18 protein-coding genes are annotated in these 22,133 nt (G+C 71.7%); 9 read left to right on the forward strand and 9 right to left on the reverse strand.

Translation table 11 applies throughout. From position 1 onward, the window contains the following. Positions 1-313 precede the first annotated feature (313 nt). Complete coding sequence (locus ACGFIM_RS11680; RefSeq protein WP_393198461.1) at positions 314-664, reverse strand: hypothetical protein; 351 nt, start codon at positions 662-664, stop codon at positions 314-316. Positions 665-674: 10 nt separating this feature from the next. Continuing rightward, the gene (locus ACGFIM_RS11685; protein WP_393198464.1) at positions 675-2,396 is read right to left on the reverse strand and encodes a hypothetical protein; all 1,722 of its coding nucleotides are present in this window, start codon (positions 2,394-2,396) and stop codon (positions 675-677) included. Positions 2,397-2,782: 386 nt separating this feature from the next. Between ACGFIM_RS11685 and ACGFIM_RS11690 the strand changes: the two genes are divergently transcribed. Together ACGFIM_RS11690 and ACGFIM_RS11695 are read left to right on the forward strand one after the other, a co-directional pair. Further along, positions 2,783-3,739, forward strand: coding sequence for a hypothetical protein (locus ACGFIM_RS11690; protein ID WP_393198467.1), 957 nt, complete (start codon positions 2,783-2,785; stop codon positions 3,737-3,739). Between the two features lie 408 nt (positions 3,740-4,147). Then, entirely contained in the window at positions 4,148-5,491 is a 1,344-nt protein-coding gene (locus ACGFIM_RS11695; RefSeq protein ID WP_393198470.1) for a glycoside hydrolase, read from the forward strand. 40 nt (positions 5,492-5,531) lie between these two features. Here the strand turns inward: ACGFIM_RS11695 and ACGFIM_RS11700 are convergent, their stop codons facing one another. The 4 genes from ACGFIM_RS11700 to ACGFIM_RS11715 form a co-directional block, all read right to left on the reverse strand. Next, positions 5,532-6,350, reverse strand: a complete 819-nt coding sequence (locus ACGFIM_RS11700; protein ID WP_393198473.1) for a carbohydrate ABC transporter permease — start codon at positions 6,348-6,350, stop codon at positions 5,532-5,534. Beyond that, the gene (locus tag ACGFIM_RS11705) at positions 6,343-7,293 is read right to left on the reverse strand and encodes a carbohydrate ABC transporter permease (protein WP_393198476.1); all 951 of its coding nucleotides are present in this window, start codon (positions 7,291-7,293) and stop codon (positions 6,343-6,345) included. The genes ACGFIM_RS11700 and ACGFIM_RS11705 overlap by 8 nt, the downstream gene beginning before the upstream one ends. Position 7,294: 1 nt before the next feature. After that, positions 7,295-8,548 (reverse strand): ABC transporter substrate-binding protein, encoded by a 1,254-nt coding sequence (locus ACGFIM_RS11710; RefSeq protein ID WP_393198479.1) that lies wholly within the window; start codon positions 8,546-8,548, stop codon positions 7,295-7,297. Positions 8,549-8,621: 73 nt separating this feature from the next. Continuing rightward, complete coding sequence (locus ACGFIM_RS11715) at positions 8,622-9,749, reverse strand: ROK family protein (RefSeq protein WP_393198482.1); 1,128 nt, start codon at positions 9,747-9,749, stop codon at positions 8,622-8,624. Between the two features lie 73 nt (positions 9,750-9,822). Between ACGFIM_RS11715 and ACGFIM_RS11720 the strand changes: the two genes are divergently transcribed. Next, entirely contained in the window at positions 9,823-11,070 is a 1,248-nt protein-coding gene (locus tag ACGFIM_RS11720) for a Gfo/Idh/MocA family protein (protein WP_393198485.1), read from the forward strand. A 20-nt stretch (positions 11,071-11,090) separates the two neighbouring features. On the opposite strand, the gene ACGFIM_RS11725 is transcribed toward ACGFIM_RS11720, so the two are convergent. From ACGFIM_RS11725 to ACGFIM_RS11735, 3 genes are read right to left on the reverse strand one after another with little or no spacing between them, the layout of a single operon-like run. Beyond that, positions 11,091-12,194: a 5-methyltetrahydropteroyltriglutamate--homocysteine S-methyltransferase gene (locus tag ACGFIM_RS11725; RefSeq protein WP_393198488.1), complete on the reverse strand. Its 1,104-nt coding sequence runs from the start codon at positions 12,192-12,194 to the stop codon at positions 11,091-11,093. Between the two features lie 5 nt (positions 12,195-12,199). Next, the gene (locus ACGFIM_RS11730) at positions 12,200-13,684 is read right to left on the reverse strand and encodes a long-chain fatty acid--CoA ligase (protein WP_393198491.1); all 1,485 of its coding nucleotides are present in this window, start codon (positions 13,682-13,684) and stop codon (positions 12,200-12,202) included. A 55-nt stretch (positions 13,685-13,739) separates the two neighbouring features. Next, complete coding sequence (locus tag ACGFIM_RS11735; protein WP_393198494.1) at positions 13,740-14,543, reverse strand: PaaX family transcriptional regulator C-terminal domain-containing protein; 804 nt, start codon at positions 14,541-14,543, stop codon at positions 13,740-13,742. Positions 14,544-14,633: 90 nt separating this feature from the next. On the opposite strand from ACGFIM_RS11735, the gene ACGFIM_RS11740 reads away from it, so the two are divergent. From ACGFIM_RS11740 to ACGFIM_RS11765, 6 genes are all read left to right on the forward strand, one after another. After that, entirely contained in the window at positions 14,634-15,833 is a 1,200-nt protein-coding gene (locus ACGFIM_RS11740) for an ABC transporter substrate-binding protein (RefSeq protein WP_393198496.1), read from the forward strand. Between the two features lie 2 nt (positions 15,834-15,835). After that, on the forward strand, positions 15,836-16,591 hold the full coding sequence (locus ACGFIM_RS11745) for an ABC transporter ATP-binding protein (RefSeq protein ID WP_393198499.1): 756 nt from the start codon (positions 15,836-15,838) through the stop codon (positions 16,589-16,591). Continuing rightward, positions 16,588-17,247, forward strand: a complete 660-nt coding sequence (locus ACGFIM_RS11750) for an ABC transporter ATP-binding protein (RefSeq protein ID WP_393198502.1) — start codon at positions 16,588-16,590, stop codon at positions 17,245-17,247. Before ACGFIM_RS11745 ends, ACGFIM_RS11750 begins: the two co-directional genes overlap by 4 nt. Positions 17,248-17,269: 22 nt before the next feature. Continuing rightward, a complete protein-coding gene (locus tag ACGFIM_RS11755; protein WP_393198505.1) occupies positions 17,270-18,130 on the forward strand; it encodes a branched-chain amino acid ABC transporter permease in 861 nt (286 codons plus the stop codon). Further along, positions 18,127-19,104 carry a branched-chain amino acid ABC transporter permease gene (locus ACGFIM_RS11760; protein ID WP_393198508.1) on the forward strand — a complete coding sequence of 326 codons (978 nt, stop codon included), beginning with the start codon at positions 18,127-18,129 and terminating at the stop codon, positions 19,102-19,104. Before ACGFIM_RS11755 ends, ACGFIM_RS11760 begins: the two co-directional genes overlap by 4 nt. 149 nt (positions 19,105-19,253) lie before the next feature. Then, complete coding sequence (locus tag ACGFIM_RS11765; protein WP_393198511.1) at positions 19,254-22,097, forward strand: ATP-binding protein; 2,844 nt, start codon at positions 19,254-19,256, stop codon at positions 22,095-22,097. Positions 22,098-22,133 lie beyond the last annotated feature (36 nt).

Raw genomic sequence — 22,133 nt, forward strand, 5'->3', positions numbered from 1 at the left:
AAAACCGCGCAAAGCGCCGCAAACCCCCCGCAAGGTGCCGCCAGAACCGCGAGAGGTGCCGCGACACCCGCACAGGGTCCCACCGAAACCGCGTAAAGCACCGCAACCCCCGCACAGACGCCACCGGAACCGCACGAGGTGCCACGAGGCGGCTGTCACGGGAGCCGGCCGCGCGGGGTGTCACGGGACCGGGCGGGCGCCACAGAGCCGGACGGGCGCCGTAGAACCGGGCGAGCGCCGCAGCGCCGGGTGGGTGCCGCAGCGCCGGGTGGGTGCCGCAGCGCCGGGCGAGCACCGCAGCGCCGGGTGGGTGTCAGGGGAAGAGGGCGCGGATCTGGGAGATCACTTCGACGATGACCGACACCTCGGCGGCCCGCGCCGACAGCCGCTTGAGCGCGTCCGCGATCCGGGAGCGGTCGGGTTCGGCCTCCTCCAGCTCGCGCCGCACGTCGGCGGCGTCGCGCCGAACCTGGGCGGGCTCGCGAAGCTCGCTCTCGTGCTCGGCGAGCAGCCGTTCGAGCCGCTCGACCAGCCGTACGAGCTCGTCGGCCCCCGCCGGGGCGGGCGGGTGACGGTGGACGGTGGCGCGGGCGTGCGGCCCCATGGCGATGGGCCCGCTGACCTCGCCGCCGGTGATGTGCACGCGGTACTCGTCGCCGTTCATGGTCCCTCCCTCAGCTCGTGGCCCCGGCGGTGCCGTGCAGGGTGGCGGAGGAGTACGGGCCGAACGCCATGGGCCCGCTGACCGTCGCGCCCGGCCCCACGGTCACCGTGGCATTCATCGTGACCCCCGCGGCCTGCAAGCGGTAGGCCCCGGTGTCCACCTGGTGCTCCTCCAGGTAGTCGAGCACCGCCTCGGTGAGCCGGTGTTCGATCATCTTCACGTACTTGGCGACGTCGAGGGTCTGGATGTAGGTCTGCATGTCGGTGTCGGCACCCAGCTCCCTGACGCTGCGCAGCGCCCCGTACGGGTAGACGATGTGCTCGCGCGGGTCGCGGACCGTCCGGCCCAGCCGGATCGCCTGCACCGCCGTGCGGACGACGCGCACGGGCGCGGCGAACACGTCGCGCAGCAGCCGCAGCCGCAGCACCCTGACGGCCTCCCAGGCGATGCGCCCGGGGTTCATCGACGGCAGCCGGTCCACGACGTGGTACGGATCGAGCACCGGCGGCAGCACGGTCACCACGAACTGCGTGTAAAGCATGCGGCCCTCGACCGCGAGGTAGATGAACGCCGAGGTGAGCGCCTCCTGCTCGGCCGCGGGCGCGACCAGCTCGCCTTTGGCGTCGCGGATCTCCTGCCCGGCGTTGCCGATCGTGACCCGCTGGTAGTAGCGCACGCCGCCCTGCGGGTGGCGGGTGATGGCGGCGATCTCCTCGGGCGTGGCCTGGTATCTCGGCAGGCCGTCCTTGCCGATGAACGGGTGCGCGCCGGGCAGCCGCCGCCCGGTCCAGTCGGCCACGGTGAACAGGCCGCGCATCACCACGTGGTCGCCGATGTCCAGCCGCTGGATGCCCTCGTTGGGCCGTAAGACGTGGTCGCGCATCTCGGCCATCCGCCGCCGGACGAAGGCGTGCAGGTCGACGGGGTCGATGTCCACGGGCGTGTGCTGCCTCCTGCTGCCCGCGCCGTCGCGCACCCGGTCGAGCTCCACCGCGATGGACCAGGTCCGCTCGATGTTCCCGGCGCCGAGGAAGGCGTTCTCGTTGCCGTACATGGTGATGTTGCCCCACTGGGCGCGGGCGATGTAGTCGAGACGGCGGGCGATCCTGGGGTCGGCGGCCCGGCCGGCCGGCTCCGGCGTGCCCGGCCTCAGCCGGCCCGCCAGCGTGAGGTAGACGGCGACCCGGTAGATCACGGCGACGCCGAGCATCGCGACGGGGAAGAACAGCGCCTGCGTGAACGTGACGCCGCCGAGAAACTCGGGCAGGCCGGACAGCTCGGAGATCGGCACGCCGTAGGTCGCGGCCAGCCGCGTGAAGTGGTAGAGCGCGAGGAACGTGGCCAGGAGCAAGACGACCATGTGGCAGGCCCAGATCCACAGCAGCAGCCGCAGGATGAGCGGCCCGCGCCGCACCCTGCGGGAGGTCAGCATGGCGAACGGGATCAGGGTCGCGACCCACTGCAGTGTGGTCAGGGGCGAGACGATGACCCCGATGACGAGCAGCGCGGTGATCAGGGCGTCGCGGATGAGGAGGAGCTGCTGCGAGCGGCGGCAGTGGTGGATCACCGGCATGAGGTCGAATCCGCCGTATGAGGGCGGGACCGCGCGGTAGGGGTCGGAGAACAGTTCGTCGAGAACTCGAAAACGGAATTCGCTGTCGAGGTAGGCGGCGGCGCACAGGTACCGGGTGACGTTGCTCATCGGCGGGGCGCCGGCGTTCTGAACGGCCATGAGCCCTCTCCCGTCGTTTCTCCTTCTTGACCGCCGAAGCTTACGGGCGGCGATTGCTGCGCATGTGTGGCGTTATCAAATAGTCTCTGGTCTGTAGCGCGATATAACGAGACCGTCCCTCAAATCGAACACACCCCTTTTCGCCCCTTTTCTTGCGATATTTCCGGGAGGGTGCTGTGGCGTACGAATCAGGGTTCAACCGCCTGTGCGGACGCTGCGGATCGCACGTGGGCACGCTCTCCCAATGCCCCCGCTGCCGGGCCCCGCAGAACCCACCGGACGACCGGCCGGACGAGCAACCGGGCGAGCGCCCGGAGAACCGGCCGGGCCTTCGGTCCGCGCCCACGCCCGCGCCACCGCCCATGTCCATGCCCACGCCCCCGCCCATGCCCATGCCCGCGCCCCCGCCGGCGCACGCGCCCGCGCGGGACACCGGCTGGGAGCCCGACCGGTTACGTGCGGAGCCCCCGGCGTGGCGGCGCCCGCCGGTGCTCATCGGCCTGGTCGCGGCGGTGCTGGCGCTGGCCGTAGTCGGATGGGTGGTCATCGGCCGCACGGGTGGCGGCGCGGCGGCCGGCGGCGCGGAGCAGGCCGAGGCCGCGGAACAGCGTCCGCGAAGCGCCCCGGACGCGCAGGCGGGCGAGAACGCCGACCCCGCCGAGCCGAGCACGAACGGCGACACCGGCGTGAACACCACCGGCACCGACGCGAGCAGCAGCGATGCCGGCGACAGAACCGCCGACACAACCGGCGACACAACCGGCGACGGGGCCGATACCGGCGAGACCGAAACCGCCGACGGAGTGGACGGCGACGCGGACTCCGATGCGGGGACCGGCGACGAGACCGGCGACACCGGAGATCCGGTGGACAGCGACTCGGGGGACGAGGCCGAGGACGAGACCGAGCTGCAGGCCGAGGAGGTGGACAGGCTGCTGTCGAGCAGCACGTCCGCCCGTTCCGGCCTGAGCGACGCCCTCGACGCCGCCGCCCGGTGCGAGAGCGCGGGGCGGAGCAGGATCGACGAGATCACCCAGGCCCGCCGCACCCAGCTCTCCGCCGCGCGGCGCCTGGCGGTGTCGGCGCTGCCGGACGGCGCGGAGCTGAAGGACGCCCTGGTGACCGCGCTTGACGCCTCCCACCAGGCCGATCGGGCGTTCCTGGCGTGGGCGCGGAAGATCGCGGCGTCGGGGTGCCAGGGGGCGGTACGGGAGCACCGCGACTACCTGCGGGGTCTCGACTGGTCGAGGGCGGCGCAGGAGGCGAAGGCGCGATTCGCCCGATCGTGGCGGCCGATCGCCGAGACGTACGATCTGACCCCCTGGAAGGCCAACCAGATCTGATCAGCCGCCTTTTCGGCTTACCGGAACGGCTTTCTACCTACTATTTCACCGATTTTCGGATCGGCTCGTTCCGGCGTCGGCCACCACGGCCACCCCAGCCACGATCCGCCCAGGCCGGCACGCGACGTCGCTTCTTCCGCCGCGCACCCCGCCCCGCTTACGGCCGGGCTTTGCACGGCGCTTCCGCCGGGCTTTCCGCGACGCTTTCGGCCGGGCTTTCCCCATGCTCGCCACCCGGACTTTCCGGCGGCCTTTCCACGGGCCTATCCACCGGCTTTGCGAGGACGCGCGTGGTGAAACGCGAGTGAAACGCGGTCGGCGTGTGGTTGACGAGCCTGCCCGATACGCTTACGTTCGCGGGGATCGACGAAATATATCGTCATATTTCCGAGAACTTTCGGAGGCGTCATGTTACGCGGCATCCTCGCGATCGGCCTGCTCGCCCTCCCCGCTGTGCACCCAGGGCACCCAGGGCACCCGGCACCGCAACCCCCGGCCATCACCGTGAACGAGCACGTCAGGCACCAGGAGATCGACGGCTTCGGCATCTCCCAGGCGTTCCGCCGCAACGAGCTGCTCAAGGCGCTGCCTGAAGCCAAGCAGCGCGAGGTGCTCGACCTGTGGTTCGACCGCGAGAAGGGGGCCGGGCTGAGCATCCTGCGGCTCGGCATCGGCTCCTCCCCCGCGGGCAGCCCGTACGACCACATGGTCTCGATCCAGCCCGAGGACCCCGGCGGCCCGGACGCCCCGCCCGCGTACGTGTGGGACGGCGACGACAACAGCCAGGTCTGGGTGGCCAAGCAGGCCAAGCGGTACGGGGTCGAGCGGTTCTTCGCCGACGCCTGGAGCGCCCCCGGCTACATGAAGGACAACGGCGACGACAAGAACGGCGGCACGCTGCTGCCCGAGTGGCGGCGCGCGTACGCGAAGTACCTGGTGGCGTACACGGAGTTCTACGCCAAGGAAGGCATCACGATCACCGACCTGGGCTTCACGAACGAGCCCGACTACACGGCCCCGTACGCGTCCATGCGCTTCACCCCGGAGCAGGCCGCCGAGTTCGTCAAGGTGCTCGGCCCGATCGCGCGCGGCACGAACGTGGTCTGCTGCGACTCGTTCGGCTGGCGCGAGGCCAAGGCGTACACGGCGGCCATCGAGGCCGACCCGGAGGCGCGGCGCTGGGTGAAGACGCACACCGGGCACACCTACGCCAGCCCGGTGGACGGCCCGCTGCCGACGTCCAGGAAGACGTGGATGTCGGAGTGGAACCCCGGCGGGAGCACCTGGAACGAGGCATGGGACGACGGCAGCGGCTATGACGGCATGACGATCGCCCAGGCCGTGCACGACGCGCTCACGCTGGGCGACGTCAGCGCGTACGTCTACTGGCTGGGCGGCTCGCGCGGCGAGACCAGGGCGCTGCTGCAGCTCGATGACGAGGCGGGCGAGTACCACGTCTCGAAGCGGCTGTGGGCGCTGGCCGGCTACAGCCGCTTCATCAGGCCGGGCGCGGTCCGGCTGGAGGCGGAGGCGGCCGATCCGGCGCTAAAGGTCTCGGCGTTCCGCAACCGCGACGGCTCGCGGGTGATCGTGGCGCTCAACACCGGCACGGCACCGGTCGAGTGGACGGGCGTGCGGGGCCGGGCCTCGGCGTACGTGACGGACGAGGCCCGCTCGATAGCCCCGGTGAGCGTCACGAAGGACGCGGTGACGCTGGCGCCGCGCGCGCTCACCACGGTCGTCATCCGCTGACCTGGATGCTCCCCACCCGCCGCAAGAGGTGGGGAGCGGGTCAGCCCTTGCCGCCGGTGTGGGCGATGCCCTGGATGAACTGGCGCTGCAGGAAGACGAAGACCGCGATCACCGGCAGCGAGGCGATGAGCGAGCCGGCCATGAGGACGGGATAGTCGGTCTGGTACTGACCCTGAAGCGAGGCGAGGCCGGCGGAGAGCGTCATCTTCTCCGGGTCGGTGTTGACGACGAGCGGCCAGAACAGGTCGTTCCACGCCCACAGCAGGGTGAGGATGCCGAGCGCCACCAGGCCGGGCCGGGCCAGGGGCAGCATGACCGACCAGTAGATGCGGACGGGGCCCGCGCCGTCGAGCCTGGCCGCCTCCTCGATCTCGCGCGGCAGCGCGAGGAAGAACTGCCGCAGCAGGAACACCCCGAACGCGCTGAACAGGCCGGGCACGATGATCGCCTGGAGGCTGTTCAGCCAGCCCAGCGAGGACATGATCTGGTACTGCGGGATGACGAAGAGCTGCGGCGGCACCATGAGCACCGACAGGAACACCCCGAACAGCACGTTCCTGCCGGGGAAGCGCAGCCGGGCGAAGGCGTAGGCGGCCATCGAGCAGAACAGCAGCTGCCCGGCCACCCGCCCGGCCGCCATGACGGCGGTGTTGAGGAACTGCTCGCCGAACGGCAGCAGGTCGAACACCTTGGCGTAGTTGTCCCAGCGGCCCTCGGGCAGGAACGTGGGCGGCACGGCGGTGGCGCTGCTCAGCGTCTTCAGCGAGGTGATGATCTGCCAGACGAACGGCGCGACCATCGCCAGCGACGAGGCGATGAGGATCGCGTGCAGGCCCAGCGGGCGGCGCCGCTCAGACATAGTGCACCCACTTCCGCTGGAACCTGAACTGCAGGACCGTCAGCGCCGCGATGAGCACCAGCAGCGCGATCACGATGGCGGCGGCGTAGCCGCGGTCGTTGGTGACGAAGGCCCGCTCGTAGAAGAGCTGGACGACGGTCTGCAGCCGCGAGTACGCCGGGTTGGCCCGCGCCGACTGCCCCGACCCGGTCATGACGAAGACCAGGTCGAACAGCTGCAGCGAGCCGATCACGGAGACGATGGAGATGAAGAACGCGGTCGGCGAGAGCATCGGCAGCGTGATCTTGAAGAACTGCCGGACCGGGCCCGCGCCGTCGAGCGAGGCGGCCTCGTACAGCTCCTTGGGTATGCCCTGCATGCCCGCCAGGAAGATGATGAGGTTGTAGCCGATGCTGCTCCACACGCCCACGACGACCAGCGCGTACAGGGCGGTCGCGGGGTCGGCGATCCAGTTGGGCCCGTCGACGCCGAAGAGCGCCAGCACCTGGTTGACCAGGCCGTAGTCACCGTTGTAGAGCCAGCGCCAGAGCATCGCGACTGCGACCGGCATGGTCACCACGGGCAGGAAGAACGCCGTGCGGTAGACGGCGACCCCGCGCAGGCCGGGCCGGTTGAGCAGGGCGGCGAAGACGATCGCGAGCGGGATGCCGAGCAGCCCGAGCACCGTGTACGTGAGCGTGTTGAGCACCGCCCGCCCCACCTCGGGGTCGCTGAACAGCCGGGTGTAGTTGTCCAGCCCGGTCCACGTGTGCCCGCCGAACGCGCCCCACTCGGTGAAGGAGAAGTACGCGGTCTGCAGGACGGGCCACAGGTAGAAGATCGCCAGGCCGAGCCCGGTGGGGGCGATGAAGGCGTACCCCCACAGGATCTCGGTGCGGAGCCTGCGCCGCTCGGCCGCGTGCGCCGCCCGCGCGGGCCGCCGCGTTTCGGCGGTGGTGGTCACGTCACTCCTTGGCCAGCAGGTCGTTCATCGCCGCCGCGAGCTCGCGCGCGGCCTGGTCGACCGGCACCTCGCCGGTCCACGCCTTGGTCAGGTGGGTCAGCTCGGCCTCCTGCCAGGCGGCGGTGTTCTTGGAGACGGGGTACGGCACCGCGTAGGAGACCGCGTCGAGGAACGACTGGAGCCTCCACTCGGGGTGCGCGGCAACCCAGTCGCTCTGCGTGCCGTTGTAGGCCGGGATCGGGCCCTTCTTGCCGAGGATGCCGGCGGCCTCCTTGGAGCCGAGGAACTTGACGAACTCCCACGCCTGCTCGGGGTGCTCGGTCTTGGCGGAGATCACGTTGGCGACGCCGTGGATGATCGTGGCCTGCTTCTCGCCCTTGGGCAGCGGGGCGACGTCCACCTTGTCCTTGGTGTAGTCGTTCGTGCCGAACTCGGCCACGTTCCAGGAGCCACCCCAGTACATCGCGAGCTTGCCGGCCTCGAAGAGCTGCAGCGGGGCGGTGTCGGTCATCGTCTTGAGGTCGGGCGACTGCTTGGCGGCGATGAGGTCGGTCCAGAACTTCAGGCCCGCGATCGTCTTGGGGTCGTCGTAGCCGGACTTCGTGCCGTCGGGGGAGATCACGTAGCCGCCGGCCTGGTAGATCGTCGGGTACTGGTACTCCTGGAAGCTGGTGAGCTGCGCGCCGACCGCGTAGACGCCCTTGGCGGGGTCTGTCAGCTTGGCGGCGGCCGCCTTGAAGTCGTCCCAGGTCCAGTCGTCGGACGGATACTTCACCTTGGCGGCGTCGAAGAGCTCCTTGTTGTACCAGACGCCCACCGTGTCCATGTCCTTGGGCAGGCCGTACAGCTTGCCCTCGTAGGTGTAGAGGTCCACCAGCGGCTTGGGGTAGACGCTGGTGTCGACCTGCTCCTCGATGGGCTTGATGACGCCGTTGGAGGCGTAGAGCCGGAAGTTGGGGCCGTTCATCCAGAAGACGTCGGGGGCCGCGCCGCCGCTGACCGCGGCCTTCATCTTCGTCCAGTAGTCGGCCCAGGGGGTGAGCTGCACGTCGACCGCGATGTCCGGGTGCGTCTTGGTGAACTCGGCGGCCAGCTCCTTCATGACCTCCTGCTGGGTGGCGTCCCAGACGCCGTACGAGAGGGTCACCTTGCCCTGCGACTGCGCGCCCGCGCCGGCCTGCTCACCGCCGCCGCACGCGGAGGCGAGCAGTGCCGCGCAGAGGAGGGCCGCACCGCTCCGTGCCGACTTCCACATCTCCCATGTCCTCTCATAGAACGTGGGAGTAATGATGGAGTCCAGTGAAATTGTTTGGCAAGAGCCAGGCGTGTTACAGATGCCTCACGAGGGGGCTGCGGCCGTCGAGCAGGCGATCCTCGACGTCGTCGAGCGCGAGGCGCACCGCGCCGAGCACCACCGCCTCGTCGCCGAGCGCCGACATGCGCACCTCGGGCGTGCGGATGCACCAGCGGTCGAGCTCCCGCTTCAGCGGCTCGATCAGCACATCGGCCGAGCGCGAGAAGCCGCCGCCGACCACCACCATCTGCGGGTCCAGGGTCAGCACCAGCGCGGACGCGCCCAGCGCCAGGTCCTTGACGTAGCGGCGCACCGCGGCGAGCGCGGCCTTGTCGCCGTTGCGCGCCGCCGCGAACACGTCGCCCGCCTCGCCGCTGGCGGCGCGCAGGTGCTCCTGAGCGCGGATCCAGCCGAGCACCGGCAGCGCGCCGATCTCGCCGGACGCGTTCGCGAAGCCCTTGTGCAGCTTGCCGTCGATCACCAGGCCGGCGCCGGTGCGCAGGCCGGCCAGCAGGAACACCATGTCCTTGGCGTATCGGGCCACACCGCGCCAGCACTCGGCCAGCGCCGCGAGCTTGCTGTCGTTCTCCACCAGCACCGGAGCAGGGGCCAGGCGGCGTACGTGGGCGGCCAGGTCGACGCCGGTCCACTCGGGCAGCGCATCCGACAGCAGCACCCGCCCGACGCCGTCCACCAGGCCCGTCGTGCCGACGCCCGAGGCCCACACGTCGCGCCCGGTCAGCCCCGCGCCCTCCAGGCACTCGGTCGCCGCGCGGTCCACCGCCTCCAGGCGTTCGAGCCGCCCCATCTCCGGCGTGACCTGCACTCTCGCGCTGTGCAGCACGTTGCCGTCGAGGTCGGCGACCACGGCGCGGATCTTGTGCCCGCCGATGTCGACGCCGAGCACCCGGCCCGCCTCGGCCCTGAACCGGTATCGCCTGGCCGGGCGGCCCACCCCGCCCGCGGTGGCGCCCGCCTCGGCCACCCAGCCCTTGTGCAGCAGCTCGCGCACGACGTCCTCGGCCGAGGCCCGCGACAGACCCGTGCGCTTGGCGACCTCGGTGAGCGTCAGCGACTCCTGGCCCTGCAACGCCTCGATCACGGCCAGCGCGTTGAGCTGCCGCAGCCGCGACAGGTCGCCGCCGCTCATCTCCGCGGCCATGCGACCCCCTTGCCGTCAACTTTCCCAGGCCGAATAATGATGCTCTCCATGATATTTAATCGGGGAAGGTTCCATGACTGAGGTGACTCTAGCCGTCGTCGGCGGCGGCCTGCGAGGGCTGACCTACGCGCGCCGCGCACACGCCACGGGTTCCGGGCGGGTGGTGGCCGTTGCCGAGCCCGATCCCGGGCGCAGGGCGGCTTTCGCGGCGGAGTTCGGGATCGCCCCCGAGCTGGCGCTGCCGGGCTGGAAGGAGCTGGCGGCGGCCGGGCGGGTGGCCGACGCGGCCGTCATCGCCACCCAGGACCGGCTGCACACCGACCCCGCGGTGACGCTGGCTGACCTCGGTTATCACATACTCCTGGAAAAGCCGATGGCCACCACCGAGCGTGAGGCGGAGCTGATCGCCGAGGCGGCCCGGCGCAACGGCATCATGCTCGCCGTCTGCCACGTGATGCGCTACACGCCCTACACGGAGCTGGTGAAAGGGCTGCTCGACGAGGGGCGCATCGGCCGGCTCATCAACGTGCAGCACCTGGAGCCGGTCGGCTGGTGGCACCAGGCGCACTCGTTCGTCCGCGGGCACTGGCGGCGCCAGGACACCTCGGCCCCCATGCTGCTCGCCAAGGCCTGCCACGACGTGGACTGGCTCGTCCATCTCTTCGGCGAGCCGCCCGCCCGGGTGTCGTCGTTCGGCTCGCTGTCGCACTTCCGTCCCGAGGACCGGCCGGCCGAGGCCGCCGACCGGTGCCTCGACTGCCCGATCGAGGCCACCTGCCCGTACTCGGCGCCGCGGCTCTACCTGGACTGCCTCGGCGACCCCGACCGCGAGTTCTGGCCGCTCGGCGCCGTCACGCCGGGCCGCACCGAGGAGGCGGTGCTGGAGGCGCTGCGCACCGGCCCGTACGGGCGCTGCGTGTACGCCTGCGACAACGACGTCGTGGACCACCAGGAGGTGCTGATGGAGTTCGGCGACGGCCGCACGTGCTCGTTCACGATGAGCGCGTTCACGCCGATGGAGCACCGCCGCACCCGCCTGTTCGGCACCCACGGCTACATGGACGGCGACGGCCGCACGCTGCGCGTCGTGGACTTCCGCACCGGCGCCGAGGAGACGCTGAGCGTGGACGAGAGCGCCGGCCCCGCCGCCTCCGACGGACACGGCGGCGGCGACGCCGGGCTCACCGACGCCTTCCTCGCCGCCGTCGCATCGGGCGACCCGTCGGCGCTGCACACCGACGCGGCCGAGAGCCTGATGACCCACCGCGTGGTGTGGGCCGCCGAGCAGGCCAGGCTCACCGGCACGGTCGTCACGCTCTGACGGCCGCCGCCGTCAGGGCGTCAGCCCCAGACCTCCTGGGCGGTCTCCACGATGAGCCGGAGCTTGGCGAACTGCTGCTCCTCGGTCAGCTCGTTGCCCTCGACGGTGGAGGAAAAGCCGCACTGCGGCGACAGGCAGAGCTGGTCGAGATCGACGTACTTGGCGGCCTCGTCGATGCGCCGCTTGAGCGTGTCCTTCGACTCCAGCTCTCCGTGCTTGGTGGTGACCAGGCCGAGCACGACCATCTTGCCCTTCGGCACGAACCGCAGCGGCTCGAAGCCGCCGGAGCGCTCGTCGTCGTACTCGAGGAAGAAGCCGTCCACGTTCAGCTCGTTGAACAGGGCCTCGGCGACGAAGTCGTACGAGCCGGACGCCGCCCAGGAGGAGCGGAAGTTGCCGCGGCACATGTGGGTGGTGACGGTCATGCCGTCGGGCTTGGCGGCCAGCGCGGCGTTGATCTGCTTGATGTAGCGCAGGTGCATGTGGTCGGCGTCGTCGCCGCGCTGGGCCAGCTCGGCGCGCTGTGCCGGGTCGTTGAGGTAGGCCAGGCTGGTGTCGTCGAACTGCAGGTACCTGCAGCCGAGCTCACCGATCTTGCGTACCTGCTCGGCGTAGGCGGCGCTGAGGTCGTGCCAGAACTCCTCGACGTCGGGATAGACGTCCGGGTCGATCGCGGCGGGCCCGCCCCGGTAGTGGACCATGCTGGGCGACGGGATGGTCAGCTTGGGCGTGACGCCCTCGCCGACGGTGTCGCGCAGGAAGGTGAAGGCGTCGGCGAAGATCGGCTCGTTGAGCGTGATGCGGTCGTGCACGCGCAGCGCGGCGGGGGTGAACTCGATGTCGCCGCGCTCGTTGTGGAAGCGCACGGTGATCTTCTCGTCGCCGGCCTGCCCGATGCCGCCGAGCCGGTAGATGAAGTCCATGTGCCAGGAGGACCGGCGGAACTCGCCGTCGGTGGCGCTCTGCAGCCCGACCTCGCGCTGTTTGCGTACCACGTCCCTGATGGCCGCGTCCTCGGCGGCGCGCAGCTCGTCGCCGGTGAGGGTCTGGCGGGCGCGCAGCAGCTCCTGGGGGCGCAGTAGGCTGCCGACGTGGTCGGCGCGGAAGGGCGGTGAGGTACGCATGAGGATCATCCTCCTCCGTAGAGCTTTCTCAGCGGGGCCTTGAGGAGCTTGCCCGCCGCGTTCTTGGGCAGTTCCCCGACGAATTCCACATATTTCGGGATCTTGTAGCGGGCGAGGCGTCCGTCCAGGTGCTTGAGCAGGTCGTCCGCGCCGGCCTGGTGCCCGGGGCGGAGCACGACCAGGGCCTTGCCGACCTCGCCCCACCGCTCGTCCGGCACCCCGATGACGGCGCACTCGGCCACGGCCGGGTGCTCGTACAGGGCGCTCTCCACCTCGGCGGGGTAGATGTTCTCGCCGCCGGAGATGATGAGGTCGTTGATGCGGTCGGAGATGCGCACGTAGCCGTCCTCGTCGGCCACGCCGATGTCGCCCGAGCGGAACCAGCCGTCCTCCGACAGCACCTTGGCGGTGTCCTCGGGCCGCCGCCAGTAGCCGGCCATGACGTTGGGGCCCTGGACGTACAGCTCGCCGGGCTGACCGGGGGCGGCGGGCGAGCCGTCGGGCGCGACCAGCCGGACGTCGGAGAAGAAGCACGGCACCCCGGCCGTGCCCGCCTTGTCCACCGAGCGCTCGGCGCCCAGGAAGAGCGCGCCCGGCGAGGTCTCGGTCATGCCGTACCCTTGCAGAAACGTCAGCCCCCGCTCCTGGTACGTCCTGATCAGCGGCTCGGGCACCGGCGCTCCCCCGCACAGCAGGTGGCGCAGACTCGACAGGTCGGCGGTGGGCCAGCGCGGCGACTGCGCGATGAAGCCGAACATCGACGGCACGCCGAACATCACCGTCACCCGCTCGCGCTCGATGAGGTCGTAGGTGCGCTCCACGTCGAACGACGGCTCCAGCACGGCCCTGCCGCCCTTGAGCACGCACGGGATCAGCGTCTGCGCCAGCGCCGCGATGTGGAACATGGGCGCGCTGATCAGCACCACCTCGTCGTGCGCCAGCGGCACGTCCACGAGCAGGTTGACCGCGTTCCACGTGAGGTTGCCGTGGGTGAGCATGGCGCCCTTGGGGCGTCCCGTGGTGCCCGACGTGTACATGATCAGGCAGATGTCGTCCTGGCTCACCGGCTCGTCGACCGGCTCGGGCGAGCCGGACGCGATCAGCTCCTCGTACTCCGCGGCGCCCACGTGCCGGCCGGGCAGCCCGCCGCCGTCGCGCTCCTCGCCGAGCACGAGCACGGCGGCCTCGGCGTCTTCCAATATGTAGCGCAGCTCGGGCTCGGCCAGCCGGGTGTTGAGCGGTACGAACACGGCCCCCAGCAGCCCGGCGGCGAAGAACGTCTCCACCATCGCGGGCTGGTTGACCCCGAGGAAGGCGACCCGGTCACCGCGCCGCACGCCGAGCGTGCGGCCGAGGGCCGAGGCCAGCCGATAGACGCGTTCCAGCAGCTCACGGTAGGTGCGATCGTGCCCGCGGTAGGACAGCGCCACCCGCTCGGGCGTCATGCGCGCTCTGCGCGCCGGCCACGAGCCGATCCCTTGATTCCGCATCGGGCCCTCCTTGACGCTCAGCCCCTCAAGTTAGGCCACTTTTCGATCGCTGTCATCAATCTGCCGAACTTTCGTCCGGGACGGTGTCCAGAAGATCCGCCACGATCCTGGCCGCCTGCGGCCTGAACCGCTCGTGCAGCGAGTGGCAGACCCGCTGCGCCTTCTCGGCCGGCCAGTCGTGCGGCAAGTAGCGCAGCGGCAGCCGCGGATCGGTCCTGATGATCTGCAGCCAGCCGGTCAGCAGCATGAGCGAGCGGGCCAGGTCGTCGGGGGCCTCGGGGGCGGGGTCGGCGGTGTCCCAGCGGCGCAGGAACTCCCGGTAACGATCGCCGAGCCCTTCGAGGTCGTAGGCGTCGCGGACGAGGGCCTGCATGTCGGTCGGGGTCCTGGGCTCGGCGGCGAACACCTTGACGTTCGCGCCCAGGTCCTCGATGACGCCGGTGGCGTCCACTTCGCCGGGGGCGATCCACAGACCGTTCTGCAGCGGGCCGAACCCGGCCCAGACCAGCCGCGAGCGCAGCTCGTGCCGCTGGCGCTGCCACGACTCCGGCAGCGAGAAGCCGATCAGCGTCCACCGGTCGGAGTCGGTGTCGTTGACCACGCCGCTGTGCCAGATGCGCCGCTCGCCGTCCTTGAGCACCTCGCTGCTGATGGGGGTGAGGCCGAAGTACATGCGCCGGCCCGAGCGCTGGCGGCGCAGCAGGCCGCGCCGCACCATCCTGGTCAGCGTCGAGCGGGTCGCCTCCTCCGAGATGCCGACCTTGCCGAACGCCTCGATGAAGCTCCGCGAGGCGACGCAGATCCCGCGGCCGTACACGTAGTCGCCCAGGAAGGTCAGAATCGCGGATTGGGGCCTCATTGCGGGTCTCCCGATATTCGGCACTCTATTGACAGCCGTAATGTACCTGCCTACTGTCGGGGCCACCATCGCCCGGTCTCGGAGGTCCTGATGCGCAGGCTTCTACCGTCCCTGGCTTGTCTTCTTCTTGCGATCACCGCGTGCGGGGGCGGTGGTGACGGCGGGGGCGGCGGCTCGGGTGGGCAGGACCCGATCAAGATCGGTTTGATCGTCTCCCTGACCGGCAACTACACGCCGCTCGGCAGCGAGGACAAAAAGGCCGTCGAGCTGGCCGTCGAGCAGGTCAACCAGCAGGGCGGGCTGCTCGGCCGCAAGGTGGAGCTGGTCACCAGAGACGACAAGACCGCACCCGACCAGGGGATCGTCGCCTACAACCAGATCAAGGGCGAGATCGACGCGCTGATCGGGCCGGTGTTCTCCAACTCCGCGCTCGCCATCGAGCCGCTGGCGCAGCGCGACAAGATGCCGTACCTGTCGCTCGCCCCGGCCCAGGAGCAGGTCGAGCCGATCAAGTCGTACATCTTCGTCACCCCCGCCCTGTCCAGCATGTACGCCGAGCGCTTCCTGCAGTACATGCAGGCCGAGGGCATCAAGACGATCGCCGTGGCCTGGGACTCCAAGAGCGCCTACTCGGTCTCCGGACACAAGTCGATGGTGGAGCTCGCCCCCAAGTACGGTGTGACGATCTCCGTCGACGAGCCGTACGAGACCACGACCTCCGACTTCAGCCCCGTGTTCACCCACGTGCGCGACTCCGACGCCGAGGCCCTGGTGTTGTGGGGCTCGGGCGCGCCCGGCGTGACGGCGGCCAAGCAGTACAAGGCGTCCGGGCTGAAGACCCCGCTGTTCCTCACCGGCTCGCAGGCAAGCAAGCTGTGGCTGGAGCCGATGGGCGACGCCGCAGAAGGCATGATCGTGGAGAGCGCGATCGGCGTGGTGGGCGAGCACCTGCCCGACGGCAAGCAGAAGCAGGTCATCGAGCAGATGGCGGAGCCGTACAAGGAGAAGCACGGCTATCCGCCGCCGCAGTTCGCGCAGGACGGCTACAGCGCCTCGCTGCTGCTGTTTGAGGCGATCAAGAAGGCCGGCGGCACCGACAAGGAGAAGATCCAGCAGGCGCTGGAGACCATGGACCTGATCACGCCCAACGGCCGCTTCCGCTACTCCCCCACCGACCACTCCGGGCTGACTCCCGAGTACATCTCGATCAACACGGTCAAGAACGGCGAGTTCGTCCCGACCGAGTGGGCCAAGGAGCAGCTCGCCAAGACCGTCTCGGCACTGGGGTAGGCGTGCTCGAGGTCACCGGCGTCTCCCGCTCCTTCGGCGGCGTCTACGCCGTCCGCGACGTGTCGCTGAGCGTCGCGGACGGCGAGGTCTGCAGCGTCATCGGCCCGAACGGGGCCGGGAAGTCCACCCTGTTCAACCTCATCACCGGGCACCTGGCCGCCGACTCCGGCCACATCTCCTTCCTCGGCCGCCGGGTGGACCGGCTGCCGCCGCACCGCAGGGCCAGGCTCGGCATGTCGATCGTCTTCCAAGCGGCCCGGGTCTTCCACGGCATGACGGTCAGGGAGAACGTCATGGTCGGGGCGCACGGGCGTACCCGGGCCGGGTTCGTCTCGGCGGCGCTGCGGCTGCCCCGGCACCGCCACGACGAGCGGGAGATCGGCGCCGCCGCCGATGACGCGCTGGAGCGGGTCGGCCTGGCCGAATGGGCCGACCGCCCCGCCGACCGGCTGCCCATCGGCCAGCAGCGGGCGCTGCAGCTCGCCCGCGCGCTGTGCGCCAGGCCCCGGCTGCTGCTGCTCGACGAGCCCGCGTCCGGCCTGCGCGGCGAGGAGCGCGAACGCCTCGCCACGCTGGTGGAGGAGCTGCGGGCCGACGGGCTGACGATCCTGCTCGTCGAGCACGATGTGGCGTTCGTGACCCGGCTGGCCGACCGCATGGTGGTGCTCGACCTCGGCCAGGTCATCGCCGACGGCCCGCCCGCCGAGGTCAGGGCCGACCCCCTCGTGCTCGCCGCCTACCTCGGACAGGCCTCATGATCGACGTCCAGGACCTGGTGGTCTCGTACGGCACCGCGACCGCGCTCGACCACATCACGCTGACCGTCGGCAAGGGCGAGATGGTGGCGCTGCTCGGGCCCAACGGCGCCGGCAAGTCGACGCTCGCCAACACCCTCGCCGGGCTGCTGCGGCCGGCCTCCGGCAGCGTCCGGGTGGACGGCAGGCTCGCGCTCATCCCCGAGGGCCGCCAGCTCTTCCCCGACCTGTCCGTGGCCGACAACCTCGCGCTCGGCGGCTGGCGCTCCGGGCGGCGCGACCCGTCCACCGTGTACGAGCTGCTGCCCCGCCTGGCCGAGCTGGCCGGGCGGCGGGCCGGGGTGCTGTCCGGCGGCGAGCAGCAGATGGTGGCCTTCGGCCGGGCGCTGATGTCCGAGCCGGACGCGCTCGTGGTGGACGAGCTGTCGCTCGGGCTCGCCCCCGGCGTCACCGCCGACCTGGCCGCCCACCTCGCCGAGCTGAACCGCTCCCACGGCCTGACCGTGCTGCTCATCGAGCAGAACGCGCGCCTTGCCTTCGACCTGTGCTCGCGGGCGTACGTGCTGGAGTCCGGGCGGCTGGTCACCGAGGGCGAGTGCGCCCGGCTCGCCGACGACCCCCGGGTGGCCGGCGCTTACCTGGGAGGAGCGATCACATGAACGGTCCCAGGGAGGTGGCGCGGTGAGCGCGTTCCTCACGTACCTGCTGAACGGCCTGGCCGTCGGCTGCGCCATCGCGCTCATCGCGAGCGGCCTGGTCACCATCCACCGCGTCACCGGCGTGGTGAACTTCGCCCAGGGCACCTTCGCCGTCGTCGCGGGCCTGTGCACGTCGTCGCTGCTCGGGCTCGGCTTCCCGCACGGGCTGAGCGAGGTGGCCGCCGTGCTCGCCGCCGGCCTCGCCGGGCTGCTCACCGGCCTGGCCGCCATCGGCAGGCCCGGCACCACGCCGCTGTCGTCGCTGATCGTCACGCTCGGCGTGGGCGTGCTGGCGTACGCGGTCGAGATCGTGCTGTGGGGCGACCAGCCGCGCTCCGCCCCCGGCCTGGCCGGGTCCGTGGTGATCGCGGGGGCGCGCATCCAGACCCAGCACCTGCTGGTCATCGGGGTGACCGCGGCCACGTTCGCGCTGCTCGCCTTCTTCTTCGGGCGCACCTATCCGGGCAAGGCGCTGACCGCGTGCGCGTCCAACCCGTACGCCGCCCGCGTCGTCGGCATCGACGTGCGGCGGATGGGGCTGCTCGCGTTCGCGCTCGGCGGGCTGCTCGGCGGCATCGCCGGGGTGCTGGTGACGCCGCTGCGGCCGATCTCGTTCGACACCGACGTCACGCTCATCGTCAACGCCTTCGCCGCCGCCGTCTTCGGCGCGCTCACCCGGCCCGTGATCGCTTTGGCGGGCGCGCTGCTGCTGGGCGTCGCCGAGACCCTGGCCGCCGGTTACGGCTACGGCTCGTACCAGCTGGAGATCGCGCTCGGGCTGATGATCGTGGTGATGATCGTGCAGGCGAGCCGCCGTACCACCCTCTCCCAGGAGTCCGCATGATCAGGATCGTCGCCGGGCTTGCCGTCGCCGCCGTCACCCTCGCGCTCCCGGCGGTGCTCGACGACAGCGCGCTCGCCGTGTACGTCCTGCTCGGCCTCGCCGCCATCGTCACCGTCGGCGTGTCGCTGCTCATGGGGTATGCCGGGCAGGTCTCGCTCGGTCAGGGCGCCTTCTACGCCATCGGCGCCTACACCGCCGCGCTGCTCGCGCTCGGCGACGTGCCCCCGGTCGCCGGCCTGGTCGCCGCGCCCGTCGTGGCCGCCGCGTCCGCGCTCGTCATCGGGGTCCCGCTGCTGCGCCTGCGCGGGCACCACCTCGCCTTCGCCACCCTCGCCATGCAGCTCATCCTGCTCTCGCTGGCCGGGCAGCTCGAGTTCACCGGCGGCGACATCGGGCTGCAGGCCATCCCGCAGTTCTCCATCGGGTCGTTCCAGGCCGAGAGCGCCGTCGCGTACGCGTACCTCACCTGGGGCGGGCTCGCGCTCGTCCTGCTGATCGCCCACAACGTGATCACCTCGCGTCCCGGCCGGGCCCTGCGCGCGCTGGCCACCAGCGAGACCGCGGCCGCCTCCTCCGGCATCCCCGTCGGGCGCTACAAGCTCGTCGTCTTCGCGCTGTCGGCCGCCTTCGCCGGGCTCGCCGGAGGCATCTACTGCTTCTACACCGGGTACGTCGCGCCCGGCTCCTTCCCCGTGCTGATCTCCATCCAGTACATCGTCATGGCCGTGGTCGGCGGCCTCGGCACGCTGTGGGGCGCGGTCGTGGGGGCCGCCGCCATCACGCTGCTCGTGCAGGGGCTCGACGGGCTCGCCACGCTGCCGGGGATGCCGTCGTACGCGCCGAGCGTGCTGTCGTACGCGGTGTACGCGCTCGTCCTCATCGGGGTCGTGCTGTTCCTGCCCCAGGGGTTGCTGCCCGCCGTGTCCGAGCGCTTGTCCGGGAGGAGGCGGGCGCGCGAGGGCCGTGCCCGGTGAGGGTCGCCGTCCCGGGAGGCACGCTCGGTGGCGGCGGCCGCGCGGTTGGTGTCCCAGCTGAATTGCATTTTGCGGCGAATGCACCCTTTCACGGCTGACATCTGCGCGTAACACTGGACGCTGTGCCCCCTGTCACACGGGTTCCGGCGATGCACGGTCGCGGCGCGGAGGAACAGGCGCTGCGGCGGCTCCTCGACGGCGCCCGCGACGGCGACGGCGGGGCCCTGGTGCTGGCGGGCGAGCCCGGCATGGGCAGGACCGCGCTGCTCGGCCGCGCCGCCGGGCTGGCCGGTGACGGGTTCCTGGTGCTGCGCGTGTCGGGGGTGGCGGCCGAGTCGCGGCTGCCGTACGCCGGGCTGCACGCGCTGTTACGTCCGATCGCCGCGGACGCCGCGGCCCTGCTGCCGGAACCGCAGTTCCGCTCCCTGTCCCCGGTGCTGCGCCCCGAGCCGTCGGCCACGGCCGACGGCGGCGAGACGGCGGCGCCGGGTGCGGCTCAAGGCGGCGGACCGGCGTCACCCGAGCCCGCGCCCATCCCGCCCGCCTCAGGCGCGGCTCAAGGCGGCGGGCTGCCGTTACCCGCGGCCGTGCTCGCGCTCCTGGCGGCGGTCGCGGCCGAGCGGCCGGTGCTCGCCTGCGTGGACGACATGCACCTGCTGGACCCCGCCAGCCGCGAGGTGCTGGCGTTCACCGCCAGGCGGGTGGCGGGCGAGCGGGTGGCGCTGGTGTTCACCACCCGCACCGGTGAATGCGCGCCCGGCTGGGCGGCGGGGCTGCCGGTGGTGACGCTGCGCGGGCTGGACGGCATGGCCGTGCGCGAGCTGGCCGACGACCTCGCACCGGGTGAGATCACCGACGAACTGCTCGCCGCACTGAACCAGATCGCCCGCGGCAACCCGTCAGCGCTCACCGAGCTGATCGGCTCGCTGACCAGGGACCAGCTGAGCGGCGTCGCCGCCCCGCCCGAGACGCTGCCCAGGAACGGCCGCCTGTGGCGCGAGCACGCCTCCCGGCTGGCCGCGCTGCCCGCGGAGACCGTACGGCTGCTGCTGCTCGTCGCCGCCGACCCGGAGATCGACGTGCCCGCGCTGCTCGCCGCCGCCCGCCCGCGATGCGCGCTCGCCGTCCTGGAACCCGCGGAACGCGCCGGCATCCTGCACGCCACCGGCGACCGGTACGCCTTCCGCGACCCGGCGCTGCGCAGCGTCGCCTACCACGGGGCCTCGCTCCTCCAGCGCCGCACCGCCCACCGCCGCCTCGCCACGCTCATCGAGCCGGGGGACGACCGGCCGGGCGCGCGGCTGCGGCGGGCGTGGCACCGCGCCTGGGCCATGGACGCCGCCCCCGACGAGCTGGCCGACGACCTGGCGTCCGCGGCACGGGACGACCGCACGCCGGGCGGGCACCCCGAGACGTACCAGGCGCTGGAGAGAGCGGCAGAGCTGACCGGCCGGCACCGCCCCGAGAAGGCGGAACGGCTCGCGGCGGCGGCCAGGCACGCCTGGGTGGCCGGCCGCCCGCAGGTGGCCCGCGCGCTGCTGGCCCGCCTGCACGGCCTGGCGACGGCGCCGAACGAGGTGCGCGCCCGCGTCCGCCTCCTGCGCGGCAGCCTGGAGCTCCTCGGCGGCGAGACCGGCAGCGCCAGGGAGGAGCTGCTGGCCGCGGCGACGTGGCTGCTGGAGAGCCACCGCGTCCTGGGCGTGCGGGCCCTGGTGCGCGCGGCGGACGCCAGCTACCGTGCGGGCGACAACCGCCAGTTCATCGCCATCGCCAGGCAGGCGGCGGCATTACGCCGCCCGGACGAGCCGGTGCCCGCGCAGCTGATGTTCGAGTACCTGGCCGGGATGGCCGCCACCTTCAGCGGCGCGCACCGGGAGGCGGCGGCGCCGCTGCGCCGGGTGGTGGAGCTGGCCGGCGCGGTGGACGACCCGTCGGTGCTGGTGTGGGCGTGCGTGGCGAGCATGCTGCTGGGCGAGGACGCCTCCGCGCAGCGCCGCCTGTCGGCCCGCGCCCTGGAGGCGGCCGGCGCGCGCGGCGCGGCCTCGGCCATGCCGCAGCTGCTGGAGTACTCCATCTATCCGGAGGTGTGGACGGGCCGCTACGCGTCGGTGGCCGAGACCGCGGCCCGCGGCCTGCGCCTGGCCAGGGAGGCCGGCCAGCTCAACACCGCGGCCCAGCACCTGGCCTGGCTGGCGATGACGGCCGCGGTCGAGGGCGACCAGGAGACGTGCAGGATGCGCGCGGACGCCGCCATCGACCTGGCCGGGGCGCACGACCTGGGCATCGCGGGCGCGATCGGCACATGGGCGCTGGCCTGCCTCGACCTGGCGGCCGGCCGCCCTGCGGACGCGGCGGGCCGGTTACGTGCCGAGCGGCGTACCAACCGCCATGTCGTGATCCGCGTGATGGCCACACCGCATCTGATCGAGGCGTGCGCGCGTACCGGCGATCACGAAGGCGCCGAGGAGGCGCTGAAGGTTCTGGAAGGCTGGGTGGGCAGCACACGCAGCCCCGACCTGCGGGCGCTCGTCGCCCGCTGCCGCGCCCTGCTCGCCGGCCCCGGCGAGGCGGACGAGCTGTTCAGGGAGGCGCTGGAGCTGCACGCGCAGGGCGGCTACGAGTTCGAGGCGGCGAGGACGAGGCTCCTGTACGGCAGCGCGCTGCGCCGCGACCGCCGCCCCGGCGCGGCGCGGGAACACCTGCACGCAGCACTGGAGACGTTCGAACGCCACGGCGCCCGCCTGTGGACCGAGCAGGCCAGGACCGAGCTGCGCGCCTCCGGCGAACCGGTCGGCCCGGCCCCGGCGGCGGCCACCGCCAGGCTGACCGCGCAGCAGCTGCGGATCGCCCGCATGGTGGCCGAGGGCGCCACCAACAAGGAGGTGGCCGAGCAGCTGTTCCTCAGCCCCCGCACGGTCGAGCACCACCTGCGCAACATCTTCACCCGGCTCGGCGTCCGCTCCCGCGTCGAACTGGTAAGGCTCATGTCCTGATTCGAGGACCGGTGATTTCACCGATGCACGGTTGAC

This window comes from Nonomuraea sp. NPDC049309 (assembly GCF_043196965.1).
Taxonomy (GTDB): domain Bacteria; phylum Actinomycetota; class Actinomycetes; order Streptosporangiales; family Streptosporangiaceae; genus Nonomuraea; species Nonomuraea fastidiosa.